Source organism: Streptococcus mitis (genome assembly GCF_946188615.1).
Taxonomy (GTDB): domain Bacteria; phylum Bacillota; class Bacilli; order Lactobacillales; family Streptococcaceae; genus Streptococcus; species Streptococcus mitis_BZ.
The window spans coordinates 77,586-90,137 of sequence record NZ_CAMHVK010000002.1; the positions used below are offsets into that span (position 1 = coordinate 77,586).

Here is a 12,552-nt window from a genome sequence, read left to right on the forward strand (position 1 = left end):
TAATTACTCTGCAATCAAGGTTTCTAATCCAACCTTCATCATATCAGTGAAGGTATTTTGACGTTCTTCTGCAGTTGTGTCTTCGTCTGGATTAACCAAGCTATCAGAGATTGTCATAATAGCTAGCGCGTCAACATGGTGTTGGGCTGCCAGATAGTAAAGGGCTGCTGCTTCCATTTCCACAGCCTTGACTCCCCATTTACCAAGTTCGATGTTCTTTTCAAAGTAGTTTGAATAAAAGACATCAGAAGACAAAACGTTCCCAACGTGGGTGGTCATACCGAGTTCTTTAGCGATATGGTAGGCCTTATCAAGCAAATCAAAACTAGCGATTTGTGGGAAATCGTACTGTGGCCAGTCATTGCGGATGATGTTAGAGTTGGTTGCAGCTGCCTGCGCCAAAACCAATTCACGGACGTGAACATCTTCATTCAATGAACCTGCTGTTCCCACACGGATCAATTTTTTCACACCGTAGTCAACAATCAACTCACGCGCATAGATAGAGATGGATGGCATTCCCATACCAGTTCCCATGACTGATACAATGTGACCCTTGTAAGTACCAGTGTAACCAAACATGTTACGCACTTCGTTAAAACAAACAGCATCTTCAAGGAAATTCTCCGCAATAAACTTAGCACGAAGAGGATCCCCAGGAAGAAGAATTTTATCAGCAATTTCACCCTGCTGAGCAGCAATATGGATAGACATAATATAAGATACCAAACCCGTCAAAAAGCAAAGGGAAAATAGGAGTTGGGTGCAGTGAGCGATGCTCGCTAGGCCAACTATCTTTTTCCCACTGCTTTTAGGGTGGGTTCAATTCCTTTCTTTCTTAATTTTGATGATATTGAGAAGATTAGAGCGGCTTTTATTCAAATCCGAACTCCCTTCTCTTCTGAGTTTTTAGAAAAGTTTTCCGCTCGTGTTCAAATCAGAACATCTCGCTCTACTTTTCTTTTTTATTTTTATATTTCATAGCTAGGAAAAATCGGATTCAATCAAGATTCCAATAGGCCTACTACATTTTTATTTAAAACAGTTATAAATAAATTGAGAGTTTTTTTAATCTTTTAAATCAAATCATTGACTAGAAGAAATGGGCATTTCCTACCTAGTTACTTTATTATTTGACTTCTGACACAGTATGTTAGCCCAAGAAAAACGGTCTAATATTTTTGCAAATTCATAGGCTAAAACAGCTGTTACTAAGAGATACGGAAGAGAATCTATACCTAGCCCAGTGAAACCTATAACTAATCCGGTTGCAGAAATGGGTGCCCTCAAGGTCACAGATAAAAAGCAAACAGATCCCAAAAGTAAAATGCTTGGCTGGCTATCCACACCTAGAATTATGCCCAAGAGAGCAGCTCCAGCCATCCCCAAGGCAAAAGATGGTGTAAGTGTACCACCATAGGCCCCTGCCCACAGAATAATAAGAACAACTAATGCTTTTAATATAAACAAAAGGAGTACTGTTTTGCCATTGCTACCATTCAATACTTCCTGAGCCATCATACGTCCATTTCCAAGTAGATGTGGAAAATAACTTGCTAATCCAATAAGAAAAAGAAAAGCTGTAGGCAATGTGAGAAGTACTCGTTTATCTTTTATTCTGTTTGAAGACGCTGCCTTACTTAAGCGACCAAAAAGCCAAGCTGGTGGGGTTAAGAAAAGAAGTAATAAGGGAATAATCCATATTTCCTTTAATGACCATGTGATCGATGGAATCTGGTAGAGAGCCTGATCTGAAATAACCAAGCCTGCTATATAGTTTGAGACATAAGTAGTCAAACCGACTAAGACAAATCGTTTAATAAATAGAGCAATTCCTAGGGTTTCAAAAACAAAGAAGACACTTGTTAATGGAACCTGATAAACAGCCGCTAAACCAGCACCAGCACCACAAGCAAGGAGAAAGATGCGATCCTTCATAGACAGTATACATATTTTTCCAATTGGTCCTGCAAATAGAGTTCCAATTTCTCGTGGTGAAGCTTCTTTGCCAATAGGGGCTCCCCCTCCAACTGCAATGATCTGCCAAATTGAATGAAATAGCTGTTTTAGAAAATGAAGCTTGTATTGTGAAGTCTCATCCTTCATCTGAGCTTTGATGGAATAAATCTTCGACCCTTTTTGCAAGAAATACCAGACCAAGGATGAACCAAGACCCACGATTATTAAACTTAGTCCTATCCGTAACGAGGAAACTCCATCTGTCAAAAATCCACTATGATGCTCTGACTGACCAAAAGCTAGCTCCTCCACCATCTCTAAAAGATAATGGAGAACTATACCAGATAAACCCGAAACTATTCCTTGCAGAATTACTGCTATGAATAATCTAAAATTATAAGGGATTTTTCGAAAAATACTCCTCAATTCTATTAACATGATTACAATTCTGCAAGAATCGCTTTAAGCAAGCCTTTGAAGTCGCCTTTAACACGTTCAGTCACTTCTACAACTTCTTCGTGGTTAAGTTCTTCTTGGAAGCCTGCAGCATGGTTAGTAATACATGAAATACCGAGAACTTTCAAACCTGAGTGGGCTGCCACAATCACTTCAGGAACAGTCGACATACCAACTGCATCTGCTCCCAGTGTCTTATAGGCGCGAATTTCTGCTGGTGTTTCATAAGTCGGACCAGTTACACCGATATAGACACCTTCATCAAGCTTGATACCAAGTTTTTTAGCCACTTCATGGGCAGTAGCACGGTATTCTGGTGTGTAGGCTTTAGACATATCAGGGAAACGTGGACCAAATTCATCCAAGTTTTCACCCATCAATGGGTTTTGCCCCGTCATATTGATATGGTCTGAGATAGCCATCAAGGTACCAGGCCCAAATCCAATACCTCCAGCTGCATTGGTTACAATGACACCTTCACATCCGAGTACTTTCATCACACGAACTGGGAAAGTCACGACCTCAAGAGGATTGCCTTCGTAGAAATGGAAACGACCTTGAAGAGCCAAGACCTTACGACCTGCAAGTTCTCCATATACCAATTTCCCAGCGTGTCCGACTACTGTAGAACGGCCCCAGTTTGGGATATCTGCATAATCTACTACAACTGGATTTTCGATTTCTTCTGCCAATTCTCCAAGTCCTGATCCAAGGATTAGACCGAACTCAGGCGCTAGGATACCCTTTTCTTTCAGGAAGGCAGCAGTTTCATTGATTTTATCTAAAAATGTCATTGTATGTCTCCTTTATTATTTTTTAGCATTTGACCGATTTTGTCGAAAGTTTTAGCATTACGAATGGTGATGTTGCGATAAAAAGGCATCTTGAGCAAGTGCTTGTGATAGGCAGTTGCATAGTAGGATTCTTCAGAAAATTTCCCCCAGAAAATCCCAAGTCTTCCAAAATGAACGACTTCATCTTTCAGTTCTAAACTTTCAACTGTCTCAATGACTTGAGCCACATCCAAGTCCTCCGTGTAAAAGAGGACATCCTTTCGTGCCAAATCTTTGGTCCACCAATCTGGCAGATTCTTCAGCTCTTCTTCATAATCTTCCTGACTCAGCAAAGAAAAGCTCTGAATAAATGGATAATGGACTGCAAAGAAAGCCTCTAACTTTTCAACCAATCGGACTTTGGGATCTGTCGAAGTAAAGAAAATATTGCCACTGTTGATGTAGGTTTCAACTTTTCCCAGTCCCAACTCTGTCAGTTCTTGACGAAGCTCCGCCATGACAACCTTATTCTTCCCACCGACATTAATGCCCCGAACAAGTAAAGCATATCGCGTCATCTTATACCAATTTAACTAAGAAACTTTCCCCAATCATGGCAGTTTCAACACCAAAGTTATCCGCAACTGTCGCTGAGATATCTGCAAAATGTCCAACTGGAATCAAACCGTTCCCTTTAAAGGCAGGGCTGTAGGCCAACAATGGAATATATTCACGAGTGTGGTCTGTTCCTGCATACGTTGGGTCATTTCCATGGTCCGCAGTAATCAAGAGAAGGTCGTTCTCTCTCATGGCTGCGATAATTTCAGGTAAGCGTTCATCAAACTCATGCAAGCAATCACGGTAGCCGTGAGCATTACGACGGTGGCCGTAAAGGGCATCAAAGTCAACCAAGTTTGTGAATGAGAATCCTTTTTCAAATTCAGCAAGGCCCATGGTCTGCAATAGTGTATCAATTCCGTGGCTGTTTGACTTGTTGTGTCCCATGTCATGATTGATTCCTGCACCGTTAAAGATATCGTTGATTTTACCAACAGCGTAAGTATCGATACCTGCTTCATTCAATTTATCCAAAACAGTTGGTGCAAATGGGGATACGGCCAAGTCACGACGATTTGCCGTACGAGTGAAGTTACCTGGCTCACCAACATATGGACGGGCAATGATGCGACCTAGAAGGGCAGGGCGCTCAAGGGTAATCGAACGAGCGTATTCACAGATACGGTACAATTCATCCAGAGGAATGATGTCTTCGTGGGCAGCAATTTGCAAAACAGGGTCAGCTGAAGTATAGATAATCAACTCCCCAGTTTCCATCTGGCGTGGTCCAAAGTCATCGATAACGGCTGTACCTGAGTAAGGTTTGTTAGCTTCACGAATGACCTTGCGTCCTGAGAATTCTTCAATTTTTGTCAAGATTTCTTCTGGGAATCCATTCCAGAAAGTATCGAAAGGTTCTGTAATGTTAAGGCCCATGATTTCCCAGTGTCCAGTCATGGTATCCTTACCAAGAGATACTTCTTCCAATTTTGTTGCATATCCTGTTGGATTGCTTTCAGCTGGAACAGTCTTAAGAGGAGTTTCTCGAGGAATATTTCCAAGACCAATTTTAGCCATGTTTGGGACATTCAAACCAACTGCTTTTGAAATGTGTCCTAATGTGTCAGAAGCTCCATCTGGAACCCCTGCATTGACAAAGTTATTAGCATCTGGTGCAGCACCGATTCCTACAGAATCTAATACCACCAAGTGAATACGATTAAATTTTGACATAGTGTATCTCCTTATTATTTTAGTTATCTTGCTTTTGTTGAAGTTAAAATCTGAACCCCGTCTCGTCCAGCAACGATGACCTTATCCACCATTTGGTTGAATAAGCCGTGCTCTACAACACCAACGACATGGTCCAATTCTTGTCCGAAAGCAATTGGATCTTCAATGACATCCAAGGCAAGGTCAATGATAAAATTCTGCATATCGGTCACAAAACGTTGGCCGTCTTTTTCACGGAAACTTGGTTTGTAGCCAGCTCGTTCAAAACGACGAAAGACCTGTTCCGCGCCATACTGAACCACTTCTACAGGCAATTTAAAAGCACCTAGTTTCTCGACCAGCTTGCTTTCATCCACTACCCAAATATATTCTTTTGAGGGCGTTGCAACAACCTTCTCCATCAGGAGGGCACCACCACCGCCTTTGATTCCATTAAACTGACTATCCACTTCATCCGCCCCGTCGACTGTCACATCGACAAAGTCTACTTGGTCAATAGACTTGAGTGGGATATTAAGCCCTTCAGCCTGTTTACTAGTCACACTAGAAGTCGTTACAGCTGTAATCTGCAACCCTTCTTCCTTGATACGACGACCGACTTCTTCTACGAAATAATAGGCAGTAGACCCCGTTCCAAGTCCGACTACCATGCCATCCTTGACAAACTCAGCAGCCTTGATACCTGCCATTTTCTTCAGATTTTCCACTCAAACACCTCCATTAAAGAGCTATTTCTATTATAACATGTATCCGTTTTTATTTCATGGATACACTAGAAAAACCCGAACATTTTTATTTTTATGTCCACCTTGTTTTGGTAGTTAGAATCTTAGTTATGAGAACTTGTAGATAAAAACATGTCCTAGCCAAAAGCAGCAACAGTTGATTTTTTATCATAAAGATGGTTAAATAGTTAAGTACAGAAAAGGAGAAATAGGATGAATCCATTAGATTTGTTTAATCAAGTAAAAGAGTTAATTGAAACAAAAGATTTCGAAGCTGCAAAAACATTTGTTGCAGAAAATCAAGAACAGCTTGGAGAATACTTCTCTCAAGCTCAACAGTTGATTTCTGGTTCTGAAGGTCTAGATGGCCTCGTTGGAAAGATTAAAGGATTTTTCTAAAAGATATAAAGGCGCCTGAAACAATCAGGTGCCTTTTTGAGATATTTTTTTCATTATTTTGGGAAGATGACTGCTAATTTCCGTCGGCAAGACCACATAATGTTCTTGAGATAGTTCTTGGGCTATGGCTGAATGAAGATGGGTTGCTACTGCCACACGTTCGTAGAGACTGGCCTGTCGAAATTGGCCTGCAAATCCTGCAATCATTCCAGCCAGTGTATCTCCCATACCACCAGTCGCCTGATAGGGACCGCCAACTTGTAACTGGTAATAATCAGATTGGCCAACTTGCCAAATACGAGTAGCTGGACCTTTTTCTACCAAAATTGTTCCTTGAGGGAAAGAAGTCAGGGCACTAGCTGTTGTATCTTCGTTTTGCTTTTTAATCGTAATTCCAGACAGCTTTTCCCATTCTTTTTGGTGAGGAGTTAAGATAAGCTGGTTAGATGGAAACGACAAACTTGTCCTAGCAAGGATGGTTAAGGCCCCTCCGTCTACAATCAAAATCTGATTCTTTTTTAAGCTAGCAAAGACCTGTTTGACTAGATCTTCTCCAAAAGCATCGTCTCGTAAACCAGGTCCCAGCAAAACAACTTCTGCCTTCTCCAATTGCTCTTTTAACAATTGCTGGTCTTGAAGAGAAAAGGCCATAGCCTCAGGTAAATGACTGTGCAAAGCCGAGATATTTTCCCTATCTGTTCCAACGGTCACCAAACCAGCTCCACTTTTAACAGCTGCCAAAGCAGCCATGATGATAGCACCACCATAAGGATAAGTCCCACCAAGCAACAGCAGACGGCCATAGTCTCCTTTATGACTGGTACGAGAACGTTCAATAATGACTTTTTCTAGTAAGGCTTGCTCAATCACTCTCATCGTTTTTCCTCTCGCATTTATTATACAACAAAAAGGAGGCGCATACCTCCTTTTATAAATTTATTTCTAAAATTTAATATTCATTTCTGCCATTTTAGATATAGCTATAGAAAATACACTTTCCTCGGAAAATTTTTCTCTTATTTTCTATCCAATGTCCGGAGTGCTGCTTGATAAGTTTGCTCCATCAGCATAGTAATGGTCATAGGACCTACACCTCCAGGAACTGGCGTAATATGGCTAGCAAGTGGGGCAACTGCCTCATAATCCACATCCCCACAGAGCTTACCATTTTCATCGCGGTTCATCCCGACATCGATGACAACTGCACCTGGTTTTACAAAGTCAGCAGTCACAAACTTAGCACGACCGATTGCAACAACCAGAATATCTGCTTTAGCAGCCACCTTGGCAAGATTATGAGTCCGTGAGTGGGTCAAAGTCACTGTAGCATTCTTTGACAAAAGAAGCTGGGCCATGGGTTTACCAACAATGTTTGAACGACCAATGACAACCGCATTTTTACCTTCCAAGTCAATCCCATATTCATGAAACATCTCCATAATCCCTGCAGGTGTTGATGGAATCATGACTGGATGACCAGACCAGAGACGTCCCATGTTTAGGGGATGGAAACCATCCACATCCTTTTCTGGATCAATGGCCAATAGAACCGCCTCTTCATCAATATGTTTTGGTAATGGTAACTGGACCAAAATTCCATGCCAAGCTGGATCTTGATTGTATTTGGCAATCAAGTCTAACAATTCCTCTTGAGTAATGGTATCTGGAACTCGCACAACTTCACTACGGAAACCAGCCGCAAGGGCTGACCTCTCCTTGTTACGAACATAGACTTGGCTTGCTGGATTATCCCCAACCAAAATCACTACCAAACCAGGTACTAAACCTGTCTCTTCCTTTAATTTTTCAGTCTTTTCAGCCAACTGTCCTTGTAACTTAGCTGCCAGAGCCTTCCCATCAATAATCTGTGTCATATCACTTCTCTTTTCTTTCAAATATCTTCCATTATACCAAAAACTGCTAATCCCCTCTAACACTTCTTTCCTAGGCTATCTTATAGTTTCAAACTATAAGAAAAAGCTCGGTTCGAGCTTTTCATTAATCTATATTTTATATGTAAAGTTGGCTACAAATAGCTAAACAAAGCTAACTTATAAAACCTTACTCAAGAAGTCTTTAGTCCGTTGTTCTTGAGTTTGTTCAAAAATCTGTTCAGGTGTTCCGTCTTCAACAACCACACCGTCTGCCATAAAGATGACACGGTCTGCCACCTCACGAGCAAATCCCATCTCATGTGTTACGATAACCATGGTCATTCCTGACTTGGCTAGGTCTTGCATAACAGCCAACACTTCACCTACCATTTCAGGGTCCAGGGCTGAAGTTGGCTCGTCAAAGAGCAAAACATCTGGTTCCATAGCTAAGCCACGCGCAATAGCAATCCGCTGTTGCTGGCCACCTGACAAACTCTGTGGATAAGCAGTTGCCTTATCTGGTAAGCCAACTTTTTCCAAAAGCTCCTTAGCTCTCTTCTCTGCAACTTCCTTACTTTCACCTTTGGTCTTGATAGGAGACAAGGTAATATTTTCCATCACAGTCATATTAGGAAAGAGATTAAATTGTTGGAAAACCATGCCCATCTTCTCACGCATGGCAAACAGGTCATTCTTCTTGTCCGTAATATCAACTCCCTCAAAGATAACCTTCCCTTTTGTTGCTTCTTCCAACAAATTCATAGAACGAAGCAAGGTAGATTTTCCGCTTCCTGAAGGACCAATGATAACGACAACTTCTCCTCTTTTAATCTCGAGGTTGATGCCCTTCAATACTTCATTCTTTCCAAAAGATTTATGTAAATTTTCAATTTTTATCAAGGTCTCTGTCATTATTTTTTATCTCCTTGTTCCATTCGTTTTTCAAAAGCTTTCAAGGCTACTGTCAAAATAGAGGTCATAATCAAGTAGTAAAAGGCTGCAAATAAAAGTGGTGTTAAAGGTAGATAGGTTGTTGTAGAAACTGTTGTAGCTCCATTCCACAACTCCATAACACCGATAGCTGATAAGAGGGAACTATCCTTGATAATAGTGATAAATTCGTTCCCCAATGCTGGCAAAATATTTTTGATAGCTTGTGGCAAAATCACATAGCGCATCGCATTTTTAGGACGAATCCCTAAAGAATAGGCCGCCTCTAACTGCCCCTTAGGAACCGCATTAATCCCAGCCCGAACAGTCTCAGAAACATAAGCACCACTGTTCATAGAAATAATCAAAATCCCTGGAATCAGACGAGAAAGGTCAACACCTAAAATCCCAACCTGAATAGTCGGAGCATTGATATGCATAAGAGCAAAGGCAATCATAATCTGAACCATCATTGGCGTCCCGCGGAAAATCCAAACGTACAAGTTGGCTAGCCAAACAAGCGGTTTAAACTTTGAACGTTGCCCAAAAGCCAAGACAACACCCAAAATAGTTCCCAAAAAGACAACACAGATAGAAATGAGAACCGTCACAACAGCCCCATAGTTAAAATAAGGTAAATACTTAGGTAAAAAAGAAAAATTCATAGTCACACTGCTTTCTAAAATAGAATACTGTATGATTATAACATCAATTGAATTAAAATTCAAATCTTTTGTCTAATTTATTCAAAAAAACTTTAAGCTAGTAGAATTAGCGAGAAATCTTAGTTTTTTCTAGGCAAGTTGGCCTCCTTTATGGTAAAATAGTAACGATAAGAAATGAAGGAGAATCAAAATGGAATCACATTTGGTTAGAATCATCAACCGCCTTGAAGCAATGGCAAAAGACGGCGGAAATTTAAAACGTAATTTTGAACGCGAAGGAGTTGTTGTTGCAGAAGTTGCATACAGTCACGACGAAGAAAACGGCTCAATCTTTACCCTTCGTGATGTCGAAGCTCGCGAAACTTATACGTTTGATAGCATTGACTTGATTGCAATGGAAATTTACGAACTTCTTTACTAATACAAAACAAGCTGGGATTACACCCTGCATGTCTAACCAAAATCCTTTTTGTCTCACAAATAGGATTTTTTTATAGTCCAAATCCACAAAGTTCTTCATTGTAACAACTTCTCAAAGCTGCAATCTTTTTACTTGCTTTACACCCCAATCCTGTTATAATGAGAGTATAGAAATTTGACTATTTTTGACCATTAAACAGGTCAGGCTAAATAAAGAAATGAGGTAGATGTATGCTTTGTCAAAACTGTAAAATCAATGACTCAACGATTCATCTTTATACCAATCTCAATGGAAAGCAAAAACAAATTGACCTCTGTCAAAACTGCTATAAGATTATCAAGACAGATCCTAACAATAGCCTCTTTAAAGGTATTACGGATCTGAACAATCGTGACTTTGATCCCTTTGGTGATTTCTTCAATGACCTAAACAATTTCAGGCCTTCTAACAATACTCCTCCGACTCCCCCAACCCAATCAGGTGGAGGTTACGGTGGAAATGGCGGTTATGGTTCCCAAAATCGTGGACCTGCTCAAACTCCTCCACCAAGCCAAGAAAAAGGCCTACTGGAAGAATTTGGTATCAACGTAACTGAAATTGCCCGTCGTGGAGATATTGACCCCGTTATTGGGCGCGACGATGAGATTATCCGTGTCATAGAAATTCTCAATCGCAGAACCAAGAATAATCCTGTTCTTATCGGTGAACCAGGTGTCGGAAAAACTGCCGTTGTCGAAGGTCTAGCTCAGAAAATAGTTGATGGAGATGTTCCCCATAAACTACAAGGAAAACAAGTCATCCGTCTGGATGTGGTTAGCTTAGTTCAAGGAACGGGTATCCGTGGACAATTTGAAGAACGCATGCAAAAACTCATGGAAGAAATTCGCAAACGTGAGGACATCATCCTCTTTATCGATGAAATCCATGAAATTGTCGGTGCTGGTTCTGCGGGCGATGGCAATATGGATGCAGGAAATATCCTCAAGCCCGCCCTTGCTCGTGGAGAGCTGCAATTGGTCGGTGCTACTACCCTCAATGAATACCGTATCATTGAAAAAGATGCAGCCCTAGAGCGTCGTATGCAACCTGTTAAAGTGGATGAACCAACAGTGGAGGAAACAATTACTATCCTCAAAGGCATTCAAAAGAAATACGAAGACTACCACCACGTTCAGTATACCGATGCTGCAATTGAAGCAGCTGCAACTCTGTCCAATCGCTACATCCAAGATCGCTTCTTGCCTGACAAGGCCATTGACCTCCTAGATGAAGCTGGTTCTAAGATGAACTTGACCTTGAATTTTGTGGATCCTAAAGTAATCGATCAGCGCTTGATTGAGGCTGAAAATCTTAAATCTCAAGCTACACGAGAAGAAGATTTTGAGAAGGCCGCCTACTTCCGTGACCAGATTGCCAAGTATAAGGAAATGCAAAAGAAAAAGGTCACAGACCAAGATACTCCTATCATTAGTGAGAAAACCATTGAGCACATTATCGAGCAGAAAACCAATATTCCTGTTGGTGATTTAAAAGAGAAAGAACAATCTCAACTCATCCATCTAGCCGAAGACCTCAAGTCTCATGTTATTGGACAAGATGATGCTGTCGATAAGATTGCCAAGGCTATTCGCCGTAATCGTGTCGGTCTCGGTACCCCTAACCGCCCAATCGGAAGTTTCCTTTTCGTTGGGCCAACTGGAGTCGGTAAGACAGAACTTTCCAAACAATTAGCTATCGAACTCTTTGGTTCTGCTGACAGCATGATTCGCTTTGATATGAGTGAATATATGGAAAAACACAGTGTGGCGAAATTAGTCGGTGCCCCTCCAGGTTATGTCGGCTATGACGAGGCTGGGCAATTAACTGAAAAAGTCCGCCGCAATCCCTACTCTCTTATTCTCTTGGATGAAGTAGAGAAAGCCCATCCAGATGTCATGCATATGTTCCTCCAGGTCTTGGACGATGGTCGTTTAACAGATGGACAAGGACGTACCGTTAGCTTCAAGGACGCCATCATCATCATGACTTCAAATGCAGGTACAGGTAAGGCAGAAGCTAGCGTTGGATTTGGTGCTGCTAGAGAAGGACGTACCAACTCTGTTCTTGGTGAACTCGGTAACTTCTTTAGCCCAGAGTTTATGAACCGTTTTGATGGTATTATCGAATTTAAGGCTCTCAGCAAAGATAACCTCCTTCAGATTGTCGAGCTTATGCTTGCAGATGTTAACAAACGTCTTTCTAGCAACAACATTCATTTGGATGTAACCGACAAGGTCAAGGAAAAATTGGTTGACCTTGGTTATGATCCAAAAATGGGAGCACGCCCACTTCGTCGTACTATTCAAGACTATATTGAGGACGCAATCACTGACTACTACCTTGAAAATCCAAGCGAAAAAGACCTCAAGGCAGTGATGACCAGCAAGGGTAACATTCAAATCAAATCTGCCAAAAAAGCTGAAGTAAAGACTTCTGAAAAAGAAGTATAAATCCTATAGAAAAGGAGTAGAAAATGAAATTTTTCTGCTTCTTTTTTACTAAAATAACTGTAATTTCTTG

The 12,552-nt window shown here is 41.1% G+C and carries 13 protein-coding genes; 3 read left to right on the plus strand and 10 right to left on the minus strand.

The window, feature by feature from the left end; genetic code table 11:
* Positions 1-3 precede the first annotated feature (3 nt).
* From deoD to rpiA, 6 genes are all read right to left on the minus strand, one after another.
* Entirely contained in the window at positions 4-714 is a 711-nt protein-coding gene (deoD, locus tag OCF95_RS02195) for a purine-nucleoside phosphorylase (RefSeq protein WP_084927691.1), read from the minus strand.
* A 399-nt stretch (positions 715-1,113) separates the two neighbouring features.
* Entirely contained in the window at positions 1,114-2,397 is a 1,284-nt protein-coding gene (locus OCF95_RS02200) for a chloride channel protein (protein ID WP_261104813.1), read from the minus strand.
* Between the two features lie 2 nt (positions 2,398-2,399).
* A complete protein-coding gene (locus OCF95_RS02205; protein WP_261035278.1) occupies positions 2,400-3,209 on the minus strand; it encodes a purine-nucleoside phosphorylase in 810 nt (269 codons plus the stop codon).
* Positions 3,206-3,766 (minus strand): DUF1697 domain-containing protein, encoded by a 561-nt coding sequence (locus OCF95_RS02210; protein ID WP_261104814.1) that lies wholly within the window; start codon positions 3,764-3,766, stop codon positions 3,206-3,208. The genes OCF95_RS02205 and OCF95_RS02210 overlap by 4 nt, the downstream gene beginning before the upstream one ends.
* Before the next feature lies 1 nt (position 3,767).
* Positions 3,768-4,979, minus strand: a complete 1,212-nt coding sequence (locus OCF95_RS02215) for a phosphopentomutase (protein ID WP_261078294.1) — start codon at positions 4,977-4,979, stop codon at positions 3,768-3,770.
* Positions 4,980-5,002: 23 nt separating this feature from the next.
* Positions 5,003-5,686 carry a ribose-5-phosphate isomerase RpiA gene (rpiA, locus tag OCF95_RS02220; RefSeq protein ID WP_261104815.1) on the minus strand — a complete coding sequence of 228 codons (684 nt, stop codon included), beginning with the start codon at positions 5,684-5,686 and terminating at the stop codon, positions 5,003-5,005.
* Positions 5,687-5,917: 231 nt separating this feature from the next.
* Here rpiA and OCF95_RS02225 point away from each other — a divergent pair, with 231 nt between their 5' ends.
* Positions 5,918-6,103, plus strand: a complete 186-nt coding sequence (locus tag OCF95_RS02225) for a hypothetical protein (RefSeq protein ID WP_001068558.1) — start codon at positions 5,918-5,920, stop codon at positions 6,101-6,103.
* Positions 6,104-6,127: 24 nt separating this feature from the next.
* Here OCF95_RS02225 and OCF95_RS02230 read toward each other — a convergent pair whose 3' ends face one another.
* The 4 genes from OCF95_RS02230 to OCF95_RS02245 form a co-directional block, all read right to left on the minus strand.
* Complete coding sequence (locus OCF95_RS02230) at positions 6,128-6,979, minus strand: NAD(P)H-hydrate dehydratase (protein WP_261104816.1); 852 nt, start codon at positions 6,977-6,979, stop codon at positions 6,128-6,130.
* A gap of 140 nt (positions 6,980-7,119) precedes the next feature.
* The gene (locus tag OCF95_RS02235; protein ID WP_261104817.1) at positions 7,120-7,977 is read right to left on the minus strand and encodes a bifunctional methylenetetrahydrofolate dehydrogenase/methenyltetrahydrofolate cyclohydrolase; all 858 of its coding nucleotides are present in this window, start codon (positions 7,975-7,977) and stop codon (positions 7,120-7,122) included.
* Positions 7,978-8,154: 177 nt separating this feature from the next.
* Entirely contained in the window at positions 8,155-8,889 is a 735-nt protein-coding gene (locus tag OCF95_RS02240) for an amino acid ABC transporter ATP-binding protein (protein WP_004256549.1), read from the minus strand.
* Positions 8,889-9,572 carry an amino acid ABC transporter permease gene (locus tag OCF95_RS02245; RefSeq protein WP_004256547.1) on the minus strand — a complete coding sequence of 228 codons (684 nt, stop codon included), beginning with the start codon at positions 9,570-9,572 and terminating at the stop codon, positions 8,889-8,891. Before OCF95_RS02245 ends, OCF95_RS02240 begins: the two co-directional genes overlap by 1 nt.
* A gap of 190 nt (positions 9,573-9,762) precedes the next feature.
* On the opposite strand from OCF95_RS02245, the gene OCF95_RS02250 reads away from it, so the two are divergent.
* Both OCF95_RS02250 and OCF95_RS02255 read left to right on the plus strand, forming a co-directional pair.
* Entirely contained in the window at positions 9,763-9,993 is a 231-nt protein-coding gene (locus OCF95_RS02250) for a DUF1797 family protein (protein WP_000443570.1), read from the plus strand.
* Between the two features lie 230 nt (positions 9,994-10,223).
* Entirely contained in the window at positions 10,224-12,482 is a 2,259-nt protein-coding gene (locus tag OCF95_RS02255) for an ATP-dependent Clp protease ATP-binding subunit (RefSeq protein WP_000882498.1), read from the plus strand.
* Positions 12,483-12,552: the final 70 nt, after the last annotated feature.